The 25954-nt window shown below is 69.0% G+C and carries 26 protein-coding genes; 17 read left to right on the top strand and 9 right to left on the bottom strand.

Annotated elements, in window-relative coordinates; genetic code table 11:
• Window positions 1–28: 28 nt before the first annotated feature.
• From AB0F15_RS01895 to AB0F15_RS01880, 4 genes are read right to left on the bottom strand one after another with little or no spacing between them, the layout of a single operon-like run.
• Window positions 29–1231 (bottom strand): site-specific integrase, encoded by a 1203-nt coding sequence (locus tag AB0F15_RS01895; protein WP_360263659.1) that lies wholly within the window; start codon window positions 1229–1231, stop codon window positions 29–31.
• Window positions 1221–2621, bottom strand: coding sequence for a replication initiator (locus AB0F15_RS01890; RefSeq protein WP_360263655.1), 1401 nt, complete (start codon window positions 2619–2621; stop codon window positions 1221–1223). The genes AB0F15_RS01895 and AB0F15_RS01890 overlap by 11 nt, the downstream gene beginning before the upstream one ends.
• Before the next feature lie 2 nt (window positions 2622–2623).
• Window positions 2624–3136, bottom strand: coding sequence for a hypothetical protein (locus AB0F15_RS01885; protein WP_360263653.1), 513 nt, complete (start codon window positions 3134–3136; stop codon window positions 2624–2626).
• Between the two features lie 3 nt (window positions 3137–3139).
• Complete coding sequence (locus AB0F15_RS01880; protein WP_360263650.1) at window positions 3140–3538, bottom strand: hypothetical protein; 399 nt, start codon at window positions 3536–3538, stop codon at window positions 3140–3142.
• Between the two features lie 150 nt (window positions 3539–3688).
• Between AB0F15_RS01880 and AB0F15_RS01875 the strand changes: the two genes are divergently transcribed.
• Window positions 3689–4456: a GntR family transcriptional regulator gene (locus tag AB0F15_RS01875; protein ID WP_360263647.1), complete on the top strand. Its 768-nt coding sequence runs from the start codon at window positions 3689–3691 to the stop codon at window positions 4454–4456.
• A complete protein-coding gene (locus AB0F15_RS01870; RefSeq protein WP_360263644.1) occupies window positions 4453–4926 on the top strand; it encodes an HIT family protein in 474 nt (157 codons plus the stop codon). The genes AB0F15_RS01875 and AB0F15_RS01870 overlap by 4 nt, the downstream gene beginning before the upstream one ends.
• Before the next feature lie 457 nt (window positions 4927–5383).
• On the opposite strand, the gene AB0F15_RS01865 is transcribed toward AB0F15_RS01870, so the two are convergent.
• Both AB0F15_RS01865 and AB0F15_RS01860 read right to left on the bottom strand, forming a co-directional pair.
• Window positions 5384–6352 (bottom strand): hypothetical protein, encoded by a 969-nt coding sequence (locus AB0F15_RS01865; RefSeq protein WP_360263641.1) that lies wholly within the window; start codon window positions 6350–6352, stop codon window positions 5384–5386.
• A gap of 212 nt (window positions 6353–6564) precedes the next feature.
• Window positions 6565–7221 carry a hypothetical protein gene (locus AB0F15_RS01860; RefSeq protein WP_360263638.1) on the bottom strand — a complete coding sequence of 219 codons (657 nt, stop codon included), beginning with the start codon at window positions 7219–7221 and terminating at the stop codon, window positions 6565–6567.
• Between the two features lie 158 nt (window positions 7222–7379).
• Between AB0F15_RS01860 and AB0F15_RS01855 the strand changes: the two genes are divergently transcribed.
• Both AB0F15_RS01855 and rfbA read left to right on the top strand, forming a co-directional pair.
• A complete protein-coding gene (locus AB0F15_RS01855; protein ID WP_360263635.1) occupies window positions 7380–8516 on the top strand; it encodes a sialidase family protein in 1137 nt (378 codons plus the stop codon).
• A 53-nt stretch (window positions 8517–8569) separates the two neighbouring features.
• A complete protein-coding gene (gene rfbA, locus AB0F15_RS01850) occupies window positions 8570–9451 on the top strand; it encodes a glucose-1-phosphate thymidylyltransferase RfbA (protein ID WP_360263632.1) in 882 nt (293 codons plus the stop codon).
• Window positions 9452–9502: 51 nt separating this feature from the next.
• On the opposite strand, the gene htpX is transcribed toward rfbA, so the two are convergent.
• A complete protein-coding gene (gene htpX, locus AB0F15_RS01845) occupies window positions 9503–10354 on the bottom strand; it encodes a zinc metalloprotease HtpX (protein ID WP_360263630.1) in 852 nt (283 codons plus the stop codon).
• Window positions 10355–10490: 136 nt separating this feature from the next.
• On the opposite strand from htpX, the gene AB0F15_RS01840 reads away from it, so the two are divergent.
• Both AB0F15_RS01840 and AB0F15_RS01835 read left to right on the top strand, forming a co-directional pair.
• The gene (locus AB0F15_RS01840) at window positions 10491–11459 is read left to right on the top strand and encodes a YncE family protein (RefSeq protein ID WP_360263627.1); all 969 of its coding nucleotides are present in this window, start codon (window positions 10491–10493) and stop codon (window positions 11457–11459) included.
• A 40-nt stretch (window positions 11460–11499) separates the two neighbouring features.
• On the top strand, window positions 11500–12375 hold the full coding sequence (locus AB0F15_RS01835; protein WP_360263625.1) for an LLM class F420-dependent oxidoreductase: 876 nt from the start codon (window positions 11500–11502) through the stop codon (window positions 12373–12375).
• Window positions 12376–12423: 48 nt separating this feature from the next.
• Here AB0F15_RS01835 and AB0F15_RS01830 read toward each other — a convergent pair whose 3' ends face one another.
• Window positions 12424–12792, bottom strand: coding sequence for a YrdB family protein (locus tag AB0F15_RS01830; RefSeq protein ID WP_360263622.1), 369 nt, complete (start codon window positions 12790–12792; stop codon window positions 12424–12426).
• Window positions 12793–12990: 198 nt separating this feature from the next.
• On the opposite strand from AB0F15_RS01830, the gene AB0F15_RS01825 reads away from it, so the two are divergent.
• The 11 genes from AB0F15_RS01825 (at window position 12991) to AB0F15_RS01775 (ending at window position 24874) form a co-directional block, all read left to right on the top strand.
• On the top strand, window positions 12991–14223 hold the full coding sequence (locus tag AB0F15_RS01825; RefSeq protein ID WP_360263619.1) for a class I SAM-dependent methyltransferase: 1233 nt from the start codon (window positions 12991–12993) through the stop codon (window positions 14221–14223).
• A 1-nt stretch (window position 14224) separates the two neighbouring features.
• Entirely contained in the window at window positions 14225–15016 is a 792-nt protein-coding gene (locus AB0F15_RS01820) for a glucose-1-phosphate cytidylyltransferase (RefSeq protein ID WP_360263617.1), read from the top strand.
• Window positions 15013–15660 (top strand): PIG-L deacetylase family protein, encoded by a 648-nt coding sequence (locus AB0F15_RS01815; protein ID WP_360263614.1) that lies wholly within the window; start codon window positions 15013–15015, stop codon window positions 15658–15660. Before AB0F15_RS01820 ends, AB0F15_RS01815 begins: the two co-directional genes overlap by 4 nt.
• 5 nt (window positions 15661–15665) lie before the next feature.
• Window positions 15666–16685, top strand: a complete 1020-nt coding sequence (locus AB0F15_RS01810; RefSeq protein ID WP_360263611.1) for an SDR family oxidoreductase — start codon at window positions 15666–15668, stop codon at window positions 16683–16685.
• Window positions 16685–17965: a DUF4910 domain-containing protein gene (locus AB0F15_RS01805; RefSeq protein ID WP_360263609.1), complete on the top strand. Its 1281-nt coding sequence runs from the start codon at window positions 16685–16687 to the stop codon at window positions 17963–17965. Before AB0F15_RS01810 ends, AB0F15_RS01805 begins: the two co-directional genes overlap by 1 nt.
• A 5-nt stretch (window positions 17966–17970) precedes the next feature.
• Complete coding sequence (locus AB0F15_RS01800) at window positions 17971–19296, top strand: hypothetical protein (protein ID WP_360263606.1); 1326 nt, start codon at window positions 17971–17973, stop codon at window positions 19294–19296.
• A gap of 7 nt (window positions 19297–19303) precedes the next feature.
• On the top strand, window positions 19304–20248 hold the full coding sequence (locus tag AB0F15_RS01795) for a glycosyltransferase family 2 protein (RefSeq protein ID WP_360263603.1): 945 nt from the start codon (window positions 19304–19306) through the stop codon (window positions 20246–20248).
• A complete protein-coding gene (locus tag AB0F15_RS01790) occupies window positions 20245–21429 on the top strand; it encodes a polysaccharide pyruvyl transferase family protein (RefSeq protein WP_360263600.1) in 1185 nt (394 codons plus the stop codon). The genes AB0F15_RS01795 and AB0F15_RS01790 overlap by 4 nt, the downstream gene beginning before the upstream one ends.
• Entirely contained in the window at window positions 21426–21974 is a 549-nt protein-coding gene (locus AB0F15_RS01785; protein ID WP_360263598.1) for a dTDP-4-dehydrorhamnose 3,5-epimerase family protein, read from the top strand. Before AB0F15_RS01790 ends, AB0F15_RS01785 begins: the two co-directional genes overlap by 4 nt.
• Before the next feature lie 8 nt (window positions 21975–21982).
• Window positions 21983–23299 carry a glutamate-1-semialdehyde 2,1-aminomutase gene (locus AB0F15_RS01780; protein WP_360263595.1) on the top strand — a complete coding sequence of 439 codons (1317 nt, stop codon included), beginning with the start codon at window positions 21983–21985 and terminating at the stop codon, window positions 23297–23299.
• A 93-nt stretch (window positions 23300–23392) separates the two neighbouring features.
• Window positions 23393–24874 (top strand): right-handed parallel beta-helix repeat-containing protein, encoded by a 1482-nt coding sequence (locus tag AB0F15_RS01775; protein ID WP_360263592.1) that lies wholly within the window; start codon window positions 23393–23395, stop codon window positions 24872–24874.
• Window positions 24875–25070: 196 nt separating this feature from the next.
• Here the strand turns inward: AB0F15_RS01775 and AB0F15_RS01770 are convergent, their stop codons facing one another.
• Window positions 25071–25685, bottom strand: a complete 615-nt coding sequence (locus AB0F15_RS01770) for a maleylpyruvate isomerase family mycothiol-dependent enzyme (protein ID WP_360263589.1) — start codon at window positions 25683–25685, stop codon at window positions 25071–25073.
• Window positions 25686–25954 lie beyond the last annotated feature (269 nt).

Here is a 25954-nt window from a genome sequence, read left to right as displayed (position 1 = left end):
ACCCTCGTTGACCTGCGGGTATCTGGTTTCAGGTGCCCGTGGGTACAACGTCGGTACAACCGAGCGCGGAGTCGACGAGCGTCCGAGTCTGGTCCACCGCGTCCGGCCAGTAGCCGACGTAGGTGTTCAGCGTCACCGTGGGCGTGGTGTGGCCCATGGCGAGCTGAACGGTCTTGACGTTCGCTCCACCGAAGATCAGCACCGTGGCGAAGTAGTGCCGCAGGTCACGCAAGCCGAAGCCCTCCGGCAGGCCAGCGGCCTTCACGGCCGGGCGCCAGATGTACGACCAGTCGGCCCGGTGGATCGGGCGGCCGTCGCCCCTCGTGAACACGAGGTTGGCGGGCCGCCGAATCGGCCGGCGGGGGTCGGTCTCGTCGTCGATCTCCTCCGGCAGCGTCCGGAAGGTCTCCAGGTGGCCGCGCAGGGAGTTCGCGACCAGCGTCGGCAGCTCGTTGGCCCGGCGGCTGGTCTTGGTCTTCGGCGGAGCCAGGTACGGCGTGCGGCCGGACACCACGGTGAGCTGATGCCGGACCTCCACCTCCATCGCGTCGAAGTCGATCGCCTCGCGCTCCAGGCCGAAGATCTCGCCACCACGCCAGCCGCACCCGGCCGCCAGGTAGACGATCGGCCGGTACCGCTCCGGCAGCGCGTCATGGAGCGCGTGGACCTCTTCGGGCCGCGCGATGTAGTACTGGGCGTCCTCGATCTCCGGCAGCCGGATTCCGACGCACGGGGACGTCCCGATGCGCTTGTCGGCGACGGCCGCGTTGAACAGCGGGACGAGGGTCCCGAAGTAGACGACCGTGAGCGTGCTCGGAGCGAGTTTCGCGGCGCGATCCTTTACCCAGCCCCGAATGTGGGAGCTACGGATCTGGGCGATGGGCAGCTCGCCAAGCACGGGCACCAGGTGCCGCCGGATGACGCGCTCAGTGCGTTCGGCCGTGCTCGGGCGGTGCAGCAGCGTCTGCCGCCACTGCTCCGCGTAGTCCCGGAACGTCAGGCGTCCGGCTCGAGGATCGACGTACTGACCGCGCGAGATGTCGGCGTGCATGTTCGCGTCGTGCCGATCCGCGTCGGCCCGCCGCTCGAACAGCTCGGTACGGTCCTGCCCGGTGTCCGGATCGACCCAGCGGACACGCCAGCGCTTACCGCGTCCGTGGCGCTTCGAGCGCAGCCGTTCGCCGGTCTCCGCGTCGCGTTTGCGCAGGTACCAGAGGTCGTCAACGGCCATGCGGTCCCCCGCCGTCGTCGTCCTGGCCGTCGAGCTTGCGCCGGGCGAGGTGCAGTTCGGCGAACACGGCGGCGAGCCGTCGTTCGGCGTCGTTGTGGTAGCCGATACCGGTCATGGACCAGTCGTTGACGACGGTCAGGACCTCGGTGTCGGCGATCCCCAGGGCTTCGCGCTGCTCATCGAGGCGGTACTCCGCCCGGGTCCGGCGAATCTGCCCGAACGTCGTGGAGTAGCGGCGGGACTTGGTCAGGAAGTGGCCCCGGAACCCGAGCATGTGCGCCCACTTCCGGAGGTTCAGCTCCCGGTACTCGGGCAGGCCGCCGAGCCGCCAGGCGGTGCGCATGAGCTGCTTGTGGTGCTCGGTGATCGGAAGCTGTTCGATGTGCTCCGCCGAGCGGATGCGGTAGTCGGAGCCCTCGGTCAGGCGGGTTCCCTTAGTGGCGTACTTGGCGACGTAGCCCGCGACGCGCCGGTCGTGCCAGCCGCCGTCCGAGCCCTCCGAGGTGCCCTCCGAAGCCGCGATCGGCTCCACGTCGACCTGCTCACCCCACGTCAGCTCGACCACGCCGACCGCCCGAGACTCGGGCGTGCGCACGACGACGGAGGCCGCCGCGTCCTCGATCACGGCAGTCAGGAGGTCGTCGGTCACTTCGGCCGGCGGGGGCGGGCCGTCCGGTCCCTCGGGGCCATCGACGCGCACGACAGCGTGGAAGTGGATGAGGCCGCGCCGCTGGTACTCCGCAACCTTGGCGTAGGACAGGCGCATGACCTCACGCAGCTCAGCCGGGCGCAGGCAGAGGGCGCGCGCGAGCTTGCGGCCGACGGCGATGGTGAAGCGGCGCCACAGCTCCCCGGCGTGGGCCTGCCAGAGCACCGACCCGACGTAGTCGTAGGTCTCGGGGTCCAGGGGCGTGCCGAGGACGTCGTCGTACTGGGAGTGCAACTCACCGCAGGAGCAGCGGCGCACGTGTCCATTGCGGAACGGTCGCGAGTGGACTTTCCCGAACGACGGCGCGGTCAGCGTCGCCAGCACCCGCAGGTGGCCGGTAACGGTCTCGGGGACGCCCTTGCCCCCGGCCATGCCCGCACGGATGAGATGGAACGTGTCGTGCGCGTAGTGCGCGGAGCAGGACTCGCACACCGACGCGCGCCGGTTCTTGCAGGGGACGAACACGCTGCCGGACAGCTCGGCGACGACCTTGCCGGAGGAGTCGACCACAGTGGATCCCCCGGCCATCCGGACCGGCTTCGCACAGCCCCGAGCGGCCTTGACCTTCCCGGCCCAGGTGTCGAAGTTCGCGCGGGCGAGCACATGCGCCAGGGCCGGGTCCAGCGTGCCGGACTCCGAGAACGCGGCCACCATCTCGCCGAAGCCAGCCGGGGCAGCCACCATCAGGCAGCCACCCCCACCCGAGCGGCGCCCGGCCAACCGACGCGCGACGCATGGCGGTCACCCCACACGACCGGACGAGCGACGGTGTGCACGCCGTCCAGGCACGGCACTTCGAGGACTTCCCCGCGTTCCACGAGGGTGTTCCAGCGCTCCGGCGAGACGCCCATGTTCAGGACCAGGTCCTGGACCAGCTCGGGGAGGTCGGCGAACCGCAGGTCGCAGAACCGGCGACCCGTCTCTGAGTCCACATCGGACAGGCGGAACCGCTCGCCAGGCAGGCGACGGACCTGCTCGCAGTGGCGTTCCTGCCGGGCCACGACCATGTCCGAGAAGGAGCCGAACCGGCCCTCGCCCCGACAGGTGCGGCAGGCGACGCCGGAACCCGGGATCAGGGTGCCCATGCCGGAGCAGGACCAGCACGGCGTCCACGCGATCACGGGTGCCTGGATGTGCGGCTGCCCGCAGCGGGAGCAGTCGAAGGTGAGCACGTCACCGAGCTGCGTGGTGGTCATGGCTCAAACCCCAGCGCAGAAGCAGACGTAGGCCGCGCCGACGGTCCCGGTCACGGAGCCGTCCCGATCGCAGGCCGCGAGGGTGCCCCAGCAGTCCGGGCACCAGCCAGCGGGGCCAGCGCGGTGCACGCGGTCGGGGAACGTGCGGAACAGCGGGGCCAGGGAGTAGTACTGGAACGGCCCGACGACGGTGTAGGTCTCCCCCGCGTCCACGAGCGCTTCCCACTTCGCTTCGGTCAGCCCGACGACGTCCGTGATCACGTCCTCGATGTACGGCGGCAGGTCACCGAACTTGTTGCGGCCGTACGGCTCCAGCGTCAGCGGGTTCTCGTCGGAGAACCGGAACCGCTCCGGGATCACCGTCACGTACCGCTCGTCATCCAGCAGTGCAAGAGCGCCCATGTTCGCCTCCGTCGTCGTCGCGCCGAACCCGGTCAACCTCCCTAGGGAGGCATCCTCAGGTTGCACCTCCCTAGGGAGGTTGTCAAGCAAGGTGTGGAGGTCTCACTAGGGAGGCCGTACGCTGGACGCTGACGCAGCGAAGGAGACCCCGTGTCGGAACGGCTACCGCTCAGCAGACGGATCGCGGCCGACCTGCGCGCGGCGATCATGCAGGGCGAACTCGCCCCGGGGGCCGTACTTCCGTCCGAGCGTCAGCTCATCGCTCAGTACGGCACGACGAAGGCAACGGCCGGCAAGGCGATTGCCTTCCTGGTCGCCGAGGGCCTGGTGACGACCGAGTTCGGACGCGGCACCTTCGTTCGACGCCGTCCACCCCTCCGTCGCGTCTCGGCCGCACGACGTCACGCGGCGCACCGGGACACCGGTAAGCCCGTCTTCGACGTTGGAGCCATCGAGCAGGGGCGAGTGCCTTCGCGGCGAATCCTCTTCGTCGGACGGGCTCCCCTGCCCGCGAACGCAGCTCATTGGCTACGCGCCTCACCCGGCGACGAGGCAGTCGTACGCCGTCGCTTGCAGTTCCTCGACGACGAGCCGGTCGTGGTCTCCGCGAGCTACTACCCGCTGTGGCTCGCGGCGGACACTCGCCTCGAGTCTCCCGACGCACTGCCGGAGGGGCCCGACGAGCTGATCGAGTCGCTCGGGCACACGTTCTTCCGAGGGGTCGAGGTGTTCAGCGCCCTCATGCCGACCCCGGAGGAGACGGAGTTGCTCAACCTCCACGCGGGGGTGCCGGTGATGCACATGTGGGACGTCGACTACGACAAGGACGGTAGGCCGCTGCAGGCCGCTCACGACGTCTACGCGGGCGACAAGCACGAGTTCATCTACGAGTGGAATGAAGGCGACATTCAGCCATGACGAGCGAGTGGCCGGGCAACTGGGCTGATCGGATCAGCGGCCAAGCCTGTGAGATGTGCGAGTCAAAGCGCTTGGACGAGGACACCTACGGCATCCGGATCTTCGAGACGGCCGATGTGGACGCCGTGCTCCAGCGAGCCGACATCCAGCGCGGGTACACGCTCGTGATCTGGCGGGGGCGTCACGTCGTCGAGCCGTTCGAGCTGAGCGAGTCGGAGGCGCAGGGGTACTGGAAGGCGACGTTGACGGTGGCGAAGGCGCTAGCCACGTTCTACCGGCCGCTGAAGATGAACTACGAGACGCTGGGGAACACCGTCCCGCATCTCCACACGCACCTAGTGCCGCGTTTCGTCGAGGACCCTGCTCCGGGGAGGCCGTTCCCGCTGCTGCCTCAGAGTGGCGACGAATCCCAGATCGACCCTGCGCAACTCGCCAACGATGCCGCAGCGCTTCGGGCTCTCCTCGGTTGAGCCACTGCCCGTGAGGTGGAGGCTTGGTGAGAACTTTCTCTACAGGATCAAGGCGGCCCCTCCGGGGCCGCTCGGCCCCAGCTCTTTGCCCCCGGCCAAGCCCTCGCGGGGGCGTGCGGCCTGGCGGCCGGTCCCCCGCGAGTCGGCCGGGGGCGAGTAGGCCGATGGGTTGGAGTAAGCCGCGGATCCGAGAAGAGATGTCCTCGCCGGACGGGCAGGTCTCCGAGATGGCCGGCGGGGCTCGCACGTGCGTCCGTGGTTGGCCAGACGGCATCTCGTCGACCTCCCGGAGGGCTATCACGCCGCGTCAAGGGGGCGGTTTCGCAGCTCAGTCACGGACGCGGAGAGGCGCCCCCTTGACCCGGCGTGATCGGGCTGCGCCAGGTCGACGAGATGCCGTGAGGCCACCCACTCGATTCTGAGCAGAAGTAAACGCAACTGGGTTTACGTATCCAAATTAGTTCAACTCGCGCAGCCAACGACTCACTGGAGACTCGATCGTTTCCTTAATATCCGTGATGTCAAAAGTTTCGCGGAGCGTTCCGATAACATCGGCTCGCAAATTCCTAAACCCGACGTCGGCAAGTAGCATAGTCGGCTTATTCAACGCCCGCATAAATCCGTACTCTAGCGCTACATTCGGATTGAACTCATCTACCAAGCGGTCCTCTAGAATGGCTATGCCCTTGCTGCAGCACAGCATATATACACAGACGTTGTTCCATAGGTTTCGGTCACTCAGGTACATTTTATCGTCGGCCCGAACCGGATCGAGATCATTTTCCCGCAGAACACGCCTCAACTCGACATCGAGCGCCACCAGCAGCTTGTCACCCGGAACAAACCTGGTCATAACAAAAACATTCTTCTCATACCGAGGGTGATCCTGGAAAAATCGCTCACAATCCTTTGCAAGAAACTCGTATCCAGGAGGCAGGAAGAACCCTCCGCCCACCTGATCAAACCCGCGCACGTAGAGAAGCTGACGCTTCATTGCGAATTCCAGTTGCCACCGAGCCGCCTTCTCTTGCTCGATCGTCCACGACCGAAAATCCTCCTCGATAGTCGAGTGCTCACTGTCAGGAATAATGATCGCAAAGTCCTGCTGCCGAAGCTCAAAGTGGGCGTAGACACGCTCCAGCAAGTCAGGCAGAACGGTCTCTTCAAACGGATTTATCACATTAGGAAGAGAGTTTGGCCAGGCAATCGTCTCATTTCCACCGGAAATACTAGGGATTGCACTTGCACTCGGCTTATCTCGCACCACGAATAGTCGAGCATTTGGGCCGCAGCGATATATCGTCGCATCGAACGATAAGAGCGTGGGCCACCGATGCATGTCCGAGCGGTAGGACTGCTCGACGTTCTTTTGGAGCCAGCCCTGAATCGCTGCCGACCAGTCGAAGTTGAAGTGTGAACGGACCACACGTGGACTGTACGCGTCGCGAGACCTTCTGGCGCACGGCACGCTGGGTACAAATCCGGTACAGATGGCACCAACCAGCGACGACCAACGACGACCACCAACGGGCACAAACCCGCAGCTCAGAGCCCCACACCCCGGCATCACCCCAGGCTGGACGCAGTTCACCAACTACCGGTGACGCCGCCGCGGGCACCCGAGCCCCGGGTGCCCGCTCAGGACGGCGTCAGCGTCCAGGTCGTCTCGTAGCCTTCCACCTTCAGGTACGCCGGGCCGTGCACGTCCCGCTCCACCTGGAGGTCGCCGATCTGGTTGAGGATCAGGTCGCGGTCCTCCGGGGACATCACCCACAGCGCGACGTTGCCGGGGGTCTTCGCCGTGAACTGGATGCGCGTCACGCCCGCGGGGAGCTTCAGGACCGTCTCGCCCTTGCCCGTGGTCGGCTTGCCGCTCTCCGCCGTCGGGATGCTGCGGTGGTCCGCGATCGTTGCCGTCCAGGCGGCGTCCGCGTGGACGGTCACCCTCTTCGTCGGGCGGTCCGGCTCCGTGTTCATCCACGTCGTGCCGTGGTACGCGCCGATCGCGTTGACCAGGCCGTGCTCGCCGCCGTCGGTGTCGATGATCACGTTGTCCCGGCACTTGGGGCAGTCGAACGTGAAGAAGCCCAACTGGTCCGCGGGCCACGTGGTCACGAACTCGCCGCTGCCCTTGCCCGTGTGCGTTTCCGTCGGCACATCACGCGGTGCCGGGGGCGCGGTCGACGTCGGCGTGGGGACAAAAGGGGTATCCGCGACGATCGTGCCGTAACCGGTCGACGGCGCGCACGCGGAAGCCAGTACCAAGAGCAGCAGGCAGCCCAGCCGGATTTTCATCGTTCCCCCTCAGGGCCACCACGGCCCCCCAGCTGATCTTTCGGCCCCTATCGCCGGAGCGTTACGCGAGCGGACCGTCACCCGAACGCGCGAATGGGGCGGGTGACCGCTGACCAGGCGTGTTGTAATCGCGCGGTCACCGGGTGGAGGGGGTCCAGATGCGTCGCTTGCTCGTCTTCGTGGTGTCGCTCACGGCCGTCGCCTCGCTGCTGACGCCGGCGAGCGCGGCTGAGCGCAAGCAGCTCATTCCCGGCTACGGCGCCTACGCGCGCCTGATCCGCCTCGAACACTCCACCACCGGCCGCGGGCACATCATCGCCACGCTCACCAGCGAAGACGCCGGCGGGAAGTTCACCCCGGTCCTGGAGAGCACCGACGAAGGCGAGTCGTTCCACGCGATCGGCGCGATCCACGACCCCGACGGCCGGTACGGCATGTGCTGCGGCACCGTCTACGAACTGCCCCAGCGCGTCGGCAAGCTCCGCGCCGGCACGCTGCTGTGGGCCGCGTCCTACCGGCAGGACGCCGGGGCGCAGCGCCGCGTCGGGATCCGGATCTGGGCCAGCAAGGACGGCGGCCGCGAGTGGAGCTTCCTGGCCGAGGCCGCGCGGTCGCACAACACCGACGGCATCTGGGAGCCCGAATTCACCGTCGACGCTGGCGGCACGCTCTGGCTCCACTTCGCCGACGAGACGCAGGCGCCAAAGTACGCGCAGGTGCTCAACCGGGTCGCCTCGACCGACGGGGTGAACTGGGGCACCAAGCAGCTCACCATGGCGATCCCGCCGGATCGCGTCCGGCCGGGCATGCCGATCATCCGGCGGCTCCCCGACGGCCGCTACTACTTCGCCTACGAGATCTGCAACTTCCGCGACCGCTACTGCGACCCGTACTTCAAGATCTCGGCCGACGGCGCCAACTGGGGCGACCCGGCCGACCCCGGCACCCGCGTCGGCACCGCCACCGGGAACTACTTCCAGCACGCCCAGACGATCGCGTTGTTCCCCGGCGGCCCGAACGGTGTGCGGATCGTCATGGTCGGGCAGATCTACACCGATGCCAAGGGCGAGCCGCAGCCGCAGAACGGCCAGGTGCTGCTCGCGAACGACGACTTCGGCAGCGGCGACTGGTACGAACTGCCCGCTCCCGTGCACATCACCGGCATCCACAACAACTTCTGCCCCAACTACTCCTCGACGCTCCTGCCGGTCGACGACGGCCGGAACGTGCTGGAGATCGCCACCGAGGACAACCACGGCTGCAAGGCCTACTTCGGTAAGGGATCCGCCTCCTGACCGCGGCCCCGTAGGGTGGGCGGGTCGCAGCCGCGGGGAAAGGGAGGTCGTTCATGAAGGGCATCGTGCTGGCCGGAGGCAGCGGGACACGCCTGCACCCGATCACCCAGGCGGTGTCGAAGCAGCTTCTCCCGGTCTACGACAAGCCGATGGTCTACTACCCGATCTCGGTGCTGATGCTGGCCGGGATCCGCGAGATCCTGGTCATCTCCACCCCCACCGACCTGCCGATGTTCCGCAGGCTGCTGGGCAACGGCGACCAGTTCGGCGTCTCGTTCTCCTACGCCGAGCAGCCGAGCCCGAACGGGCTGGCCGAGGCCTTCCTGATCGGCGCGGACTTCATCGGCGACGACGACGTGGCGCTCGTCCTCGGCGACAACATCTTCTACGGCCAGGGCTTCTCGAGCCGCCTGCAGCAGGCCGTGCGCGAGCTCGACGGCTGCGTGCTGTTCGGCTACCCGGTCAAGGACCCCGAGCGCTACGGCGTCGGGGAGGTCGACGCGGCGGGCAAGCTGCTCACCATCGAGGAAAAGCCGGCGAAGCCGCGCTCCAACCAGGCGATCACCGGCCTGTACTTCTACGACAACCAGGTCGTCGACATCTCCCGCGCGCTGACGCCGTCGGCGCGCGGTGAGCTCGAAATCACCGATGTGAACCTCACCTACGTGCGCCAGGACCGCGCCACGCTGGTCGAGCTCAGCCGCGGGTTCGCCTGGCTCGACACCGGCACGCACGACTCGCTGCTCGAAGCCGGCCAGTTCGTGCAGGTGCTGGAGCACCGCACCGGCGTGCGCATCGCGTGCCTCGAGGAGATCGCGCTGCGCATGGGCTTCATCGACGCCGACGAGTGCTACGCGCTGGGCGAGAAGCTGGCGAAGTCCGGCTACGGCGACTACGTCAAGGCCGTCGCCGTAGCCGCGGGAGCTTCGGCCTAGCCGGGATCAGGCCGGGTGGGTACCCGGCCCCGTCGATGGCGACGGCTGGGATCAGAACGGGCGGCGCGCCATCTCTTCCAGCCGGGCGATGCGGTCGGCGATCGGCGGGTGGGTCGAGAACAGCTTGCTCAGGCCCTCGCCGGGGCGGAACGGGTTCGCGATCATCAGGTGCGACTGCGACACCAGCTGCGGCTCGGCGACCAGCGGCCGCGCCCGCGTGCCGGCTTCCAGCTTCCGCAGCGCCGAGGCCAGGCCCAGCGGGTCGCCGGTCAGCTCGGCGCCGGACGCGTCGGCCTGGTACTCCCGCGACCGGCTGACGCCCATCCGGATGACGGCCGCCGCGATCGGCCCGACGAAGATCAGCAGCAGGCTGAGCAGGGGGTTGCCGTCGCGGTTGTTGCCGCCGAAGAACAGCCCGATGTTCGCGAGCACGCTGATCACGCTGGCCAGCGCGCCGGCGACGCACGAGATCAGGATGTCGCGGTTGTAGACGTGCGACAGCTCGTGGCCGAGCACGGCCCGCAGCTCGCGCTCGTCCAGCAGGTCGAGGATGCCCGTGGTGCAGCAGACCGCCGCGTGCCGCGGGCTGCGGCCGGTCGCGAACGCGTTGGGCGCGACCGTCGGGCTGATGTACAGCTGCGGCATCGGCTGGCGCGCGACGTGCGCGAGCTCGCGCACGATCCGGTACATCGTGGGCTGCTCGACCTCCGATACCGGCCGGGCCCGCATCGCGCGCAACGCCAGCTTGTCCGAGCTGAAGTAGGCGAACGCGTTCATCCCCAGGGCGATCGCCAGGCCGATGACCAGCGCACCGCGGCCGAAGAGCCCGCTGATCGCGACGATGATCGCCGACAGCAGGCCGAGCAGCAACGCCGTCTTGAGTCCGTTCTGGTGCCCGTGCACGCGCGCTCGCCTCCATCCGCCGTCCCAGTGGGGTTTACCCAGTGGAAACAACGCGATCGGGCGACGCGAAGTTCCTTCACCCGGGCATGGCGCGGGTTACGCTCGGCAGGCGCGTTGATCACGAGCGGAGGCGCCGATGCGAGGTCGCCAGCTACCCCGGAGGACCCTGTTCGCCCTGGTCACGGCGGGCGCCGGGGCATTCGTCCTGCCCGGGACGGCACGCGCGGAGGACGTCCGGTCGATCGACGTCGGCGGGGCACCGGCCGGCGTCGCGGTGAACCCGGTCACCGGGCTCGGGTACGTCACCGATCCCGAGGCCGGGACGGTGTCGGTCGTCGATCCGCGGAGCGCGTCGGTCACCGACGTGGTGCACGTCGGCGGCGAACCCGGCGACGTCGCGGTCGGCGCCAAGGCCGGCCGGATCTACGTCGCGAACCCGCCGGCGGGCACCGTGGTCGTGCTGGACGGCCGCACCCACGACCTGGTCAGCGTGGTCGGCGCGGGAGCAGGCGCGTCCGCGCTGGCGGTCGACGAGGAGGCCGACCGCGTCTACGCGGCCAGCGGCACCACCGGGACGCTCGCCGTGCTCGACGGCGTGAGCTGCACGCTGGCGGCGCTCGTGCCCGGCCCGAAGCCGGGCCTCGCCGGGATCGGCGTCGACCCCGGCCGCAAGCTGGCCTACTGCGCGAGCACCGCCACCGACTCGGTCGAGGTGTTCTCGATCGACACCGGCAAGTTCGTCGCTTCGGTGCACGTCGGGCGCAACCCGACGGGCGTCGCGGTGCACCACGCGAGCGGCACGGTCTACGTCGCGAACTCCGGCATCCACCACATGTCCATTGTGGACGCCGCGACCCGCACCGAGCGCAAGACCGTGTTGCTGCGCAGCGAATCCTCCGCGCTGGTCGTGCACCAGGGCACGAACACGGTGTACACCAACGGCGGCCAGAACGGCCTCGCCCGGGTCGACGGCACGGCGGGCACGCTGAGCGGCGAGCTGTCGCTGGGCGTCAACCCCGGCGACGTCGCCGTCGACCAGCGCACGCGCACGGTGTGGGTCACCGACCCCCTGCACGGCCGGGTCTTCCTGGTCCGCGATTTCTGACCGGGCAGCTGGGGCCACTCCAGGTATACCGTCGGAAAGCATGAAACTCGGACTGCAGATCCCCGACTTCACCTGGCCCAACGGGGCGTCCGCGCTGGGCGCCGACCTGGCCGCCGTCGTCCGCGCGGGCGATCAGGCCGGCTTCGACTCGATCGCCGTGATGGACCACTTCTTCCAGATCGGTGCCGTCGGCCCGGTCGAAAACGACATGCTCGAGGCGTACACCACCCTCGGCTTCATCGCCGCGCACACCGAGCGCGCCAAGCTGCTCACCGTCGTCACCGGCGTCCTCTACCGGCACCCCGGCCTGCTGGCCAAGGCGATCACGACGCTCGACGTGCTGTCCGGCGGCCGCGCAATCCTCGGCATCGGCGCGGGCTGGAACGAGGAGGAGTCCCGCGGGCTCGGATTCCCGTTCCCGTCCGTGGCCGAACGGTTCGAACTGCTGGAGGAGAACCTCCAGTACGTCCTGCAGATGTGGGCCGACGGCGACGCCCCGTTCAAGAGCAAGCACTTCGACGCCGGACGGCTGCTGAACGTGCCGCAGGCGCTGCAGAAGCCGCGTCCGCAGATCATGATCGGGGGCGGCGGCGAGAAGAAGACGCTGAAGCTCGTCGCGAAGTACGCCGACGCGTGCAACCTCTTCAACGGGCCGGACCTGGAGCGCAAGCTCGACGTGCTGCGGCAGCACTGCGAGAACGAGGGCCGCGACTACGACTCGATCACCAAGACCGTCTACCACATCCTCGACGTCGGCGAGAACGGTGAGAAGACCGGCGAGCTGGTGGCCGAGCTGGAGCGGCTGAACGGGCTCGGCATCCAGGTCGCCCTCGGCGTGGTGCCGCACGTCCACCGGCCGGCGGTGCTGGAGAAGTTCGCCACCGACGTCATCCCGGCCGCCGAGAAGCTCGCCTGAACGCACCGGAGCCCTCTCCGCCGGCCGGCGGGGAGGGCTCCGGTGCGTTCAGCCGTCCTTGGCGAAGACCCGGGTCAGGGCCGCGACGCCGATCCCGGCGACCGCCACCACGATCCCGGCGACCAGCCAGCCCACCAGCGCGAGGACCACGCCGGTGACCGCGAAGAGGACGAATTCCAGCAGGAAGCGGGCCGGTTCCGGGAGGCGGCGGCGCGCCCGCGGGGCGACGAACAGGCCCCAGAGCGCGGCGGCCGCGGCCGGGAGCAGGACCGCGTCGACGATCGAGAGCACCACACCGCCGCCGAGCCGGGCACCCGCCACCGCGAGGCCGGCCAGCAGGACCAGCTCGGTCAGGAAGCGGACCGCCAGCACCACGCCCGTGAACCCGCTCATGCGGGGAGTCGGCTGGGAAGTCATCCGGTCAGCCTAGAAGCAGGTCCACTGTGGACGTTACGGGTTCGAACGAGCACGGTTGGTGATTCCCGCCACAGTTGGGCCATTCAGGTTGCGGTTCCGAATCGGTCCACCAGCGGCTCCCGCGTCGCTGTAACGACCTTCCGGCGCCGGTCGACGTGTCAGGTGCAGATCGCGACCGCGAGCCAAGGAGCCTGGTAGATGACCACATGTCGACTCTGCGGTTCGACAAACACGGCCAGTGTCGTCGACCTCGGCGCCACTCCCCCGTGTGAGCGATTTTTGACGGCGGAGCAGCTCGACGAGCCGGAAGCCACCTTCCCGCTCCACCTGAAGGTGTGCACCGACTGCTGGCTCGCCCAGATCCCGCCGCTGATCGACCCCGACGACACGTTCACCGAGTACGCGTACTTCTCGTCCTTCTCGACGTCGTGGGTCGAGCACGCGAAGCGGTTCGTCGACGGCTCGGTCGAGCGGCTCGGGCTCGGGGAGAAGTCGTTCGTCGTCGAGGTGGCGAGCAACGACGGGTACCTGCTGAAGCACGTCGTGGGGCACGGGATCCGGTGTCTGGGCGTGGAACCTTCGGTGAACGTCGGGCAGGCGGCGCGGGACGCGGGCGTGCCCACCCTGACGGCCTTCCTCTCCGAGGAAACCGGCCTGAAGGTGCGCGAAGAGCACGGGCCGGCCGACCTCGTCGCCGCGAACAACGTCTACGCGCACATCCCCGACGTCCTCGGCTTCACGAAGGGCCTCCGCGCCCTGGTGGCCGACGACGGCTGGGTCTCCATCGAGGTCCAGCACCTGCTCACGCTGATCGAGCAGAACCAGTACGACACGATCTACCACGAGCACTTCCAGTACTACACCGTCGAGTCCGCGCGCCGGGCCCTCGCGACCGGCGGGCTGACCGTGGTCGACGTCGAACTGCTGCCGACGCACGGCGGGTCGATCCGGCTGTGGGCGCGTCCCGACGCGGTCGCGGGCCCGCCGAGCAGCCGGATGACCGACGTGCTGGCCGCGGAGAAGGCGGCCGGGCTGCACGAGCTGTCCGGGTACACCGAGTTCGCCGAGCGCGTCACCCGCGTGCGGCTGGACCTGCTGAAGTTCCTCATCGAGGCGCGCAACGACGGCAAGACCGTCGTCGGCTACGGCGCCCCCGGCAAGGGCAACACCCTGCTCAACCACTGCGGGATCCGGACGGACCTGCTGAGTTACACCGTCGATCGCAATCCCTACAAGCACGGCCGGTTCACCCCGGGAACGCGCATCCCGGTGCTGCCCCCGGAACGGATCGAAGCGGATCGGCCCGACTACGTGCTCGTCCTCCCGTGGAACCTCCGGGAGGAACTGACCGGACAGCTGTCATTCGTGGGTACGTGGGGCGGAAAACTCGTGTTCCCCATTCCCCGCCTGGAAATCGTCGAGGTGCAGTGAAGTGAAGGTCGTCCTCTTCTGCGGTGGCTACGGGATGCGGATGCGCAACGGCGCGGCCGACGACGTCCCGAAGCCGATGGCGATGGTCGGTCCGAGACCGCTCATCTGGCACGTGATGCGGTATTACGCGCATTTCGGCCACACCGAGTTCATCCTGTGCCTCGGCTATGGCGCAGCGCACATCAAGAACTTCTTCCTGTCGTACGAAGAGACGATTTCGAACGACTTCATCCTCCGCAACGGCAAGGCCGAGCTGCTCTCGACCGACATCGCCGACTGGACGATCACGTTCGTGCAGACCGGGATCGAGTCCCCGATCGGCGAGCGCCTCCGCCGTGTCCGCGAGCACCTCGACGGCGAGGAGATGTTCCTCGCCAACTACGCCGACGTCCTCTCCGACGTGCCGTTGCCCGAAATGATCGAACGCTTCGAGAAGGCGGACGCGGGCGCGTCGATGATGGTCGTCCCGCCGCAGTCGTCGTTCCACTGCGTCGAAATGGACGAAGGGGGCATGGTCGGCTCGATCACCGCGGTGAGCGAAATGCCGCTGTGGGAGAACGGCGGCTACTTCGTGCTGCGGCCGGAGGTGTTCGACCACATCCCGGAGAACGGCGACCTCGTCGCCGACGGCTGCGGGGAGCTGGCCAAGCGCGGCCGGCTGCTCGCCTACCCGTACCGCGGGTTCTGGAAGCCGACCGACACGGTCAAGGAACGGGCGGCGCTCGACTACGCCTACAGCCACGGCGAGCGGCCGTGGGCGCTGTGGGAGCACGCGGCCGTGAGCATCGCGTGATCGGGCTCCGGCCGGACCGGCTCGGCGGTGTCGTGGCCCTCGGCGCGCACTGCGACGACATCGCCATCGGCGCCGGCGGCACGCTGCTGACGCTGTGCGCGTCCCGGCCGGGCCTGAAGGTCGACGCCCTGGTCCTCTCCGGCGGCGGCACGCCCCGCGAGGACGAGGAGCGGGCGGCGCTAGCGGCGTTCTGCCCGGGCGCGCAGGTCGACGTCACGGTGCTGAAGCTGCCGGACGGGCGCTTCCCGGCGCACTGGGAAGAGGCCAAGAACGCGCTGGAGGACCTGCGGCGGCGGACCGACCCGGACGTCATCCTGGCGCCGCGCACCGACGACGCCCACCAGGACCACCGCGGGCTGGCGAAGCTGGTGCCGACGACGTTCCGCGACCACCTGGCGCTCGGCTACGAGATCGTCAAGTGGGACGGCGACCTCGGCAGCCCATCGGTGTACCAGCCGCTTTCCGACGACGTCGCCGAAGAGAAGGTCCGGCTGCTGCAGGCGCACTACGGGTCGCAGCGGCAGCGGCCGTGGTACGACCGCGAGGCCTTCCTCGGGCTGGCCCGGATCCGCGGGATCGAAGCCGCCGCGAAGTACGCCGAAGCGTTTTTCGTCAAGAAACTCACTCTCGATCTGAAGGGCTGAATCCGATGCGGGTGTTGCTCACGGGGCACAAGGGCTACTTGGGGACGGTGATGGCTCCGGTGCTCGCCGCCGCCGGCCACGAAGTCGTCGGCCTGGACTCCGGGCTGTTCGAGGACTGCCTGCTCGGGCCCGCTCCCGCCGACCCGGCCGGGCACGTCGTCGACCTCCGGGACGTCACCGCCGCGCACGTCTCCGGCGTCGACGCCGTGATCCACCTGGCCGCGCTGTCGAACGATCCGCTCGGCTCGCTGGCGCCGGAGCTGACCTACGACATCAACCACCACGCGTCGGTGAAGCTCGCGAAGCTGGCGAAAGACGCCGGCGTCCAGCGGTACATCTACGCGTCGACCTGCTCGGTGTACGGCGCGGGCGGCGACAACCTGGTCGACGAGGACGCGCCGCTGAAGCCGGTGACGCCGTACGCCGAGTCGAAGGTGCGTGTCGAAGCCGACGTCCACGAGCTCGCCGACGACGACTTCACGCCGGTGTACATGCGCAACGCGACCGCGTTCGGCTACTCGCCGCGGCTGCGCGGCGACATCGTGCTGAACAACCTGACCGCGCACGCGCACCTGTCCGGCGAGGTGCTGGTGCTCTCCGACGGCACGCCGTGGCGGCCGCTGGTGCACGCCCAGGACATCGCGCGCGCGTTCGCCGCCGCGCTGACCGCCCCCAAGGAGGCCGTGCACAACAAGGCCTTCAACATCGGCACCGAGGACAACAACGTCACCGTCGCCGAGATCGCCCAGGAGGTCGTCGAGGCCGTGCCGGGCTCGACGCTGAACATCACCGGCGAGGCGGGCGCCGACCCGCGGTCCTACCGGGTCGACTTCTCGCGCTTCCGTGCGGCGATCCCCGGGTTCACCTGCGAGTGGTCGGTCAAGGACGGCGCGGTGGAGCTCATCGAGGCCTACCGCAGGTTCGGGCTCACCCGGGAGTCGTTCCAGCAGCTGTTCACCCGGCTGGCCTGGCTGAAGAGCGAGGGCGCGGCCGGCCGCGTCGACAACACCCTGCGGCGGAAGTAGTGGCGGGCCCGCAGCTGCGGACCGGGGCGGAGCTGCACGCCCTGGTCGAGCGGCTGTACCCGATCTGCCGCAGCATCACCGGCGACGGCGTGCGGCAGACCATGGACATCATCGGCGAGCACATTGCACTGGAGCGGCACGAGGTCCCGACCGGCACGGCCGTGCTGGACTGGACGATCCCGCAGGAGTGGAACATCCGGGACGCCTACGTCGCCGCGCCTTCCGGTGAGCGGGTAATCGACTTCCGGGAGTCGAACCTGCACGTCGTCGGCTACTCCGTGCCGGTGAACGAGCGGATGCCGCTGAGCGAGCTGCGGGAGCACCTGCACACGCTGCCCGACCAGCCGTCGTGGGTGCCCTACCGGACCAGCTACTACGCCCCGGCCTGGGGATTCTGCCTCGCGCAGGAAAAGCTCGACGCGCTGCCCGACGGCGAGTACGACGTCGTCATCGACTCGACCCTGTCGGACGGCTCGCTGACGTACGCCGAGCACGTCGTGCCCGGCCGCGTCACCGACGAGGTCATCGTGTCCTGCCACGTGTGCCACCCCTCGCTGGCCAACGACAACCTCGCCGGCATCGCGGTGGCCGTCTCGCTGGCGCAGCAGCTGGCTCTTGCCCAGCCGCACTACACCTACCGGTTCCTGTTCATGCCGGGCACGATCGGCTCGATCACGTGGCTGGCGCGCAACGCTTCCCGCATCGAGAAGGTGCGTCACGGGCTGGTGCTGGCCTGCGCGGGCGACCCGGGCTCGTTGACGTACAAGAAGTCCCGCCGCGACGACGCCGAGATCGACCGGGTCATGCAGCACGTGCTGCGGTCGCGGGAGCATCGAGTCGTCGACTTCTCGCCGTACGGCTACGACGAGCGCCAGTTCTGCTCGCCGGGCTTCAACCTCGGCGTCGGCTCGCTGACACGCACGCCGTACGCGGGCTACCCCGAGTACCACACCTCCGCCGACAACCCGGGATTCGTCTCGCCGTCGGCCATGGAGGACACGCTCGGTGCTTTGAAGGACGCTTTCGGCGTCCTGGACCGCAACCGCCGGTACGTCAACCTCAGCCCGTACGGCGAGCCGCAGCTCGGCAAGCGCGGGCTGTACGACTCGCTCGGCGGCCGCAGCGACGCCAAGCAGGCCCAGCTGGCGATGCTGTGGGTGCTCAACTTCTCCGACGGCGAGCACTCGCTCTTGGACATCGCCGAGCGCGCCGGGCTGCCGTTCGACATCGTCGACGTCGCGGCGCGTGCCCTGCACGACGCCGGTCTGGTCAAGGAGTGAGCGACGTGGCCAACCATCGCCGTGCGCCGCGCTCGATCTTCCGGTCGGGCGCGGCGCGCGCGATGGCCGGACGGTTGAGCTGGGGCCTCGGCGACCAGGCGGTGTCCAGCCTGACCAACTTCGCCGTCGGGCTGTACGTGGCCCGCTCGCTCGGCACGTTCGCGTTCGGCATCTTCAGCCTCGCCTGGGTCACCTACGGCGTGGTGCTCAACATCTCGCGCGGCCTCGCCACCGACCCGCTGATGGTGCGGTTCAGCGCCGTGCCGGAGGACCGCTGGCGCTCGGGTGTGGCGAGCGCATCCGGCACCGCGATCGGGGTCGGCTTCGCGACCGGGGTGGTCAGCCTGGTCGCCGGGCTGGCGGCGGGCGGCCCGCTCGGCAACGCGTTCGTCGCGCTCGCCGTCGTCCTGCCCGGCCTGCTGCTGCAGGACGCCTGGCGGTTCGCCTTCTTCGCCCACGGCGCGGGCAAGAAGGCGTTCGTCAACGACTGCGTGTGGGGCGTGGCGCTGCTCCCGGCGCTGTACGTCGCCGCACAGATCCACACCGTGGTCGCGTTCGTGCTGGCCTGGGGCATCTCCGGCGCGGTGGCCGCCCTGTACGGCTGGTTCCAGACGGGGATCCTCCCCCACCCGAGGGAGATCTTCGGCTGGCTCCGGACGCAGCGCGACCTGAGCGTCCGGTACCTGGTCGAGAACGTCAGCAACAGCGGCGCCTCACAGCTGCGGGCGTACGGCCTCGGCGCCATCGCCGGGATCACCGCCGTCGGCGCGGTCCGCGGCGCCGAACAGCTTCTCGGCCCGTTCCTGGCCCTGCTCATGGGCCTGTCCCTGGTCACCGTCGCCGAGGGCGCGCGGGTGCTTCAGCGGGCGCCGCACCGGCTGAAGCACTTCTGCGTGATCCTCGGCGGCGGCCAGGCCGCCGCCGCGCTGTGCTGGGGCCTCGGCCTGCTGTTCCTGCTGCCCGACCGCGCCGGCCGCTGGGTGATGGGTTCGGTGTGGGACTCGTCGTCGCCGCTGATCCTGCCGGTCACCCTCGCCGTGGTCGGCGCGAGCTTCGCCACGGGCGCGGCGGCCGGCCTCCGCGCTTTGGGCGCCGCACCGCGGAGCCTGCGGTCGCAGCTGATCGCCTCCCTGTTCTACGTCACCTTCGGCATCACCGGTGCCTTCCTGGGCGGCGCGGCCGGGTCCGCGTGGGGGGTCGCGACCGCGACGCTCACCGGGTCCGTCGTCTGGTGGCTGCAGCTGCGGCTGGGGCTGCGCGAGTACGTGCCGCCGGGGGCCGACGAGCCCACCGTGGTGTTCGAGCCGATCAAAGAGCCGATCAAGGAATGAGGACTCCATGACCACCGTCCCGCGGCTGAGCCTCGGCCTCCCGGTGTACAACGGCGAGGAGTACCTCGCCGAGTCGCTGGACGCCCTGCTCGGCCAGACCTACGAAGACTTCGAGCTGATCATCTCGGACAACGCCTCCACCGACGGCACGGACGAGATCTGCCGCCGCTACGCCGACAAGGACTCGCGGATCCGCTACGTCCGCCAGCCGAAGAACATCGGCGCGACGCCGAACCACAACTTCGTGTTCGACGTGTCCCGCACCGAGCTGTTCAAGTGGGTCTCCCACGACGACCTGTACGCGCGCGACCTCCTCAAGCGGTGCGTCGAAGCCCTCGACGAGCGCCCGGACGTCATCCTCGCCCACTGCGACCAGGCCATCATCGACGGCGACGGCCGCATCGTCCAGCCGCTCGAGTACACCTTGGACACCGGCTCCCGGCACGCGCCGGACCGGTTCCGGAGCGTCCTGTTCGAGCCGGGCGGCGACGACTTCTACGGCGTCATCCGCGCCGACGTCCTCCGCCGGGTCAAGCCGCTCGACAGCTACCACCACGCCGACCGGACGTACTCGGCCGAGATGGCCCTCCACGGCCCGTTCTACCAGGTACCCGAGCTGCTCTACTTCCGCCGCGACCACCCCGGCCGCGCGGAACGGGCCAACCCGACCATCCGGAGCCGGTGCGCGAATCTGGACCCGCGGCGCGCGAACCGGCTCCGGAATCCCACCGTCCGCCTGCTCGGCGAGTACGTGTTCGGGTTCGCCGACCTGATCCGGCGCGCGCCGATCTCGGCCGCCGACAAGCGCGAGTGCTTCGGCCACCTCGGCGCCTGGCTGACCAACCGGGCCCGCTCCGGGCACGGCGAGCGCGTCGAGGACCGCGCGCCGACCGCCTCCGACGTCGCCACGGTCAACGAGATCGTGGCCGGCCGGGAAGGCAGGCTCGCGTGAAGCGTGCGCCCCGCGTCGGCGTCTTCGGCCTGCTCGGCTCGGGGAACCTCGGCAACGACGGTTCCCTCGAAGCCGTGCTCGGCTACCTGCGCGCCGAGTACCCGGACGCCGTGCTGAGCGCCCTGGTCGGCGGTCCGGAGCTCGTCCGCGAGCGGTACGGCCTCGACACGACGCCGCTGCACTGGAACCAGTCCGAGTACGAGACGGCGTCCGGCCTGCGCTCGGTCGCCCTCAAGGGCTTCGGCAAGCTGGTCGACATCGCGCGCACGGCGGCCTGGGTACGCAAGCAGGACGTCGTCATCGTGCCCGGCATGGGCGTGCTCGAAGCGACCCTTCCGCTGCGTCCGTGGGGTTTCCCGTATTCGCTCTTCCTCCTCTCCGCCACCGGGCGCCTCTTCGGCACCAAGGTGGCGCTCGTCTGCGTCGGCGCGAACGAGATCAGCGCCCGGGCGACGCGGACACTGGTCCGCTGGTCCGGCCGGCTCGCCGCCTACCGCTCATACCGCGACGACCTCTCGCGCGACGCCATGCGCGCCATGGGCGTCGACACGACGGCCGACCAGGTCTACCCCGACCTGGCGTTCTCCCTCCCCACCCCGGACGCCGACGGCGTGCCGGGCACCGTCGGTGTCGGGGTGATGGCCTACTACGGCGGCAACGACGACCGCGCCGAGGCGGACCGCATCTACCGCCACTACGTGGACACGATGAACCGTTTCGTCGCGTGGCTCGTTGAGCAGGACAGACCCGTCCGGCTGTTCATCGGCGACCGGATCGACCGGCAGGTCGTCGACGAGATCATCGAGAAGACCGATTCCCCGCTGGTGACAGCGGCTTCGGCGGAGACCCTGGACGAGCTGATGCACGAGATGGCCGCGGTGGACAGCGTGGTGGCCACGCGCTACCACAACGTGCTCTGCGCCCTGAAGGTCGCGAAACCGACCGTGGCGATCGGCTACGCACCGAAGAACGACGTCCTCATGGCGGAGATGGGCCTCGATGGCTTCACCCAGCGGGCGAAGACCGTCCGCTTCGACCGGCTCGTCGAACAATTCACCGAACTGGAGAACCGTTCGGCGGAACTTCGCCAAACGCTCCTGGAACGGAACGAGATGAACGCGCAACGGCTCAAGGACCAGTTCGCCGCCCTTTCGGCGGCCCTCTTCGGGGGTGGGCGATGAAGGCCATTCCGGTGCCCGAGATCGACGGCGCGTATCTGTTCGAACCCACACCGCACACGGACCAGCGCGGCTTCTTCAGCCGGACGTTCGACCGCGACGTCGTCGCCTCGGTGGGCATCGACCCGGACGGCTTCGCCCAGGACAGCCTTTCCCGGTCCCGCAAGGGTGTCATCCGCGGGATGCACCTGCGCGGCGGCGCCGGCGAGGCGAAGCTGGTCCGGTGTTCGCACGGCGCGATCTTCGACGTCGTGGTGGATCTCCGACCGGATTCGCCGACATTCCGGAATGTGAAAACATTCGAACTATCCGGTGATACCCAGGTTTCCGTGTACATCCCCGCGGGGTGTGCGCACGGATTCCAGTCACTCACGGATCCCTCTGACGTTTCGTACCGTATCGATCGGGCGCACAATCCTGAAGAAGACATTACGATTTCGTACAAAGACCCTGAATTGGACATTTCCTGGCCACTGTCGGTCACAATGGTCAGTGACCGGGACGAACGGGCGCCGACTCTCGGAGAGGCGTTGAAACCAACGAGGTGAGCCACGACATGGGAACGAACCTGCCCCGCTCCACGAAGGCGGACGAGCGGCTGCACCGGGTCATCCCCGGTGGTGCGCACACCTACGCCAAGGGCTCGGACCAGTATCCCGAAGGGATGGCCCCGGTCATCTCCCACGGCCGCGGCGGCCACGTCTGGGACGTCGACGGCAACGACTACGTCGAGTACGGCGCGGGACTGAGGGCCGTCAGCCTCGGCCACGCCCACCCGCGGGTTCTCGAAGCGGTGCGCGGCGAGCTGGAGAAGGGCAGCAACTTCATCCGCCCGTCGATCATCGAGGCGGAGGCCGCCGAGCGGTTCCTCGAGAACGTGCCCACGGCCGACATGGTGAAGTTCACCAAGAACGGCTCCGACGCGACGACCGCCGCCGTCCGGCTGGCCCGCGCCGCCACCGGTCGCAAGCTCGTCGCCAAGTGCGCCGACCACGCCTTCTTCTCCACCGACGACTGGTTCATCGGCACCACGCCGATGAACGCCGGCATCCCGGACGAGACGACCGAGGCGACGGCGTCCTTCCCGTACGGCGACCTGCAGGCCGCGGAGGAACTGCTGCAGCGCCACGAGGGCGAGATCGCGTGCATGATCCTGGAGGCGGCCGCCGCGGTGGAACCGCCGCCGGGGTACCTGCAGGGCCTGCGCGAACTCACCACCCGGCACGGCGTCGTCCTGATCTTCGACGAGATGATCACCGGTTTCCGGTGGTCCGCCCACGGTGCGCAGGGCCTCTACGGCGTCACGCCCGACCTCTCGACGTTCGGCAAGGCACTCGGCAACGGCTTCGCCGTGTCGGCGCTGGCGGGCAAGCGGGAGCTGATGGAGATCGGCGGCCTGCGCACCGACCGCGAGCGGGTGTTCCTGCTCTCGACCACGCACGGCGCGGAGACCCACTCGCTGGCCGCCGCGATGGCCGTCATGGACATCTACCGCGACGAAGACGTCATCGGCCGCATGCACGCCCTCGGCGACCGGCTCGCCGCCGGCGTCCGCGAGGTGGCGGCCGGGATCGGCGTCGAAGACCACGTGGTCGTCCGCGGCCGCGCCAGCAACCTGGTCTTCGGCACGCTCGACGAGCAGGGCAAGCCGTCGCAGCCGTACCGGACGCTGTTCCTGCGCGAGCTGATCAGCGGCGGTGTGCTCGGACCGTCCTTCGTGGTCAGTGCCGCCCTCACCGAAGCCGACATCGACAAGACCATCGACGTCGTCGGCCAGGCCTGCACGGTGTACCGGAAGGCCCTCGACGCCAACGACCCAGCGCCGTGGATGGGCGGGCGCCCGGTGCAGCCGGTGTTCCGCAAACACGCCTGATCCCCCCGCGATCGGGCCGGATTCACCCGCTGGGTCCGATGAGGACACTTGAGGGTGACTGTTTTCCGGCCCGGTCGTGCGTAACTTCCTGCCATGGGTAGATCTCGTGCTGTTCTCGTTGCTGCTTGCTCGCTCCTGATCGCCGTGGCGTGCCCGGCGGTCGCGGGCGCCGCCGACGGACCCGGGCCGGTGTGCGGTCACCAGCCGGCCGAGTACGAGCAACCACCCTCCGGGGCCGTCACCGTCGAGCCGGGTGTCGACGGCGACCTCTCGGCCAAGACGGCGGCGCACCCGGCGGGTACGACGTTCTGGCTCCGGCCCGGCACCCACACGCTCGGCAACGACGAGTTCGGCCAGGTCGCCCCCAAGGACGGCGACGTGTACCTCGGCGCGCCGGGCGCGGTCGTCGACGGCCGCGGCGTCAACCGGGCGGCCTTCACCCAGCAGGCGAGCAAGGTCGAGATCCGCGGCCTCACCATCCGCGGGTTCGCCGCCCTGCAGGACCAGGGCGTGGTCAACCACGACTCCGGCAACGGCTGGCTGATCGAGAACACCACCGTCGAGGACAACGCCGGCGCGGGGCTGATGGCCGGCGCCGGCCAGGTCGTGCGGCACAGCTGCCTGCGCAACAACGGTCAGTACGGGCTCAACGCGTACCAGGCCGGCGACGGCATCACCGGGCTCGTCCTGGAGGGCAACGAGATCACCGGCAACAACACCGGCGACTGGGAGGCCAAGGTGCCGGGCTGCGGGTGCAGCGGCGGCGCCAAGTTCTGGGCTGTGAACGGCGCCGACGTGCGCGGCAACTGGGTCCACGGCAACCACGGCGCCGGGCTGTGGGCCGACACGAACAACAACGACTTCCTCGTCGAGGACAACCTGTTCGAGGCCAACGACGCCGAGGCGCTGTTCTACGAAACCAGCTACAACCTCGCGCTGCGCGGCAACACCTTCCGCGGCAACACCCTGGTGCAGGGCCGCGCGTTCGCCTCGCGCGGTGACAACTTCCCGGTGGCGACGGTGTACCTGTCGGAATCGGGCGGCGATTCGCGTGTGCAGGCGCGGACGTCGGCCATCGACATCAGCGGGAACACCTTCGAGGACAACTGGGCCGGGATCACGTTGTGGGAGAACGCCGACCGCTTCTGCAACAGCCCGGCGAACACATCTTCCGGCTACTGCACCAAGGCGGCGGCGAAGTCCGCGTGCGCCGCGGGCACGATCGGGAAAGCCCCCGCGTACGACGACTGCCGCTGGAAGACCCAGCGGGTGGAGATCCACGGGAACACCTTCCGGTTCGACGCCGGCCGGCTGGGCTGCACGAGCCTGTGCGGACGGATGGCGCTGCTGTCGAACTTCGGGACGTTCCCGGATTGGTCTCCTTACAAGGGAACGGTGGTCCAGGAAGCCATCACCTTCCACCAGGCGAACCGGTGGCACGACAACTCCTACACCGGGCCGTGGACCTTCGTGGTGCATGACACCTCCAGGACGGTCGACACTGCGGGCTGGCGGGCGGCGCCCTACTCGCAGGACGAGTGCTCTTCGTTCGGCGGTGGGACCGCCGGCTGCTGATCGGGAGCTTGCCGGTGGGGTCCGACAGTTTTCGCCACGCCTCACTCATCTGGACGAGATTTCCCTTGCAGTAAAAGGAAAATCTCGCGAAAGGAGAATTCCGGACAGCGTCGGCTTCACCCTTTTCAGCGATGGCGTTCGCACGCATGTTCGGTACCGTCGGAGACATGACCCCTTCGACTTTCCCGGCACGAGCTCAGATCGTGCTGAAGCGCGCGCTCGGCTCGCCCCGAAGACGGCCGGCAGGCAGGCGCCGGTTGCCGAGCACGAGCAGCAGGTCCTGGGCGGCCCCGGTAAGTGGTGTGCCGGTGCCGTACGACCAGTCGAGATCGTCGGCGCGCAGGGCAATGCCGGTCAGATCGGTGCCGAAGTACTTGACCTGCTTCGGCTTCATCGCGGCGAAGACGACCTCCAGGCGGTCCAGCGGGACCCGGCGGTCCAGCTGCAGGGCGGTCGTGATGTCCAGGCCGTGGATCACGTCGTGGCTCAGAGCACCTTCCGCGCCCCCGCCCGGCGGCCGCCACGGGTGGTGGGCGTTGTCGCGCAAGGAGGCGACCAGCGCCTCACGGGGCAGCTCGGCCGCCTCCCGGCGGGCAACGCGGTCGGCCATGACGTTGAAGCGGCCGCCCGACTTCACCAATTCCCGCACGAACCGGCCGGTCGAGATCCGGAAGGGCATCGTCATGTGCGCCACCACCTCGGCCACCCGCCAACCGGCGCACAAGGTCGGCTCGGCCCACCGCGACGGCGCCAGCTCCTCGAGCACCACAGCCAGCTCCCGCCGCTCGGCGGCGATCAGATCCTGGATCATGGGGTTCTCCTTCACAAATCGGTCACCCCACCGACGAACAGCCTCCGCTTGGACCGACACGTGCCGGGCCCCGATCGGCCGGTCGAGACAACCGCACGAGCCGGTCCTCCCAGCGCCCAGCCACCGCGCGCCGGAGCCGCTCGACGCCCGGCTACCGAGCGCCCAGCCGTCGAAGCCGACCAGCGACCCGGCCACCCGAGCGTCCAGCCCCCAGCGCCGATCAGCACCACCCGGCAGCCCAGCCGACCCGGCACTCCAGCATTACCCGG

This window comes from Amycolatopsis sp. NPDC026612, assembly GCF_040638285.1.
Taxonomy (GTDB): Bacteria; Actinomycetota; Actinomycetes; order Mycobacteriales; family Pseudonocardiaceae; genus Amycolatopsis.
The sequence above is the reverse complement of the archived record's forward strand: the minus strand, read 5'-3'. Positions and strand labels throughout refer to the sequence as shown.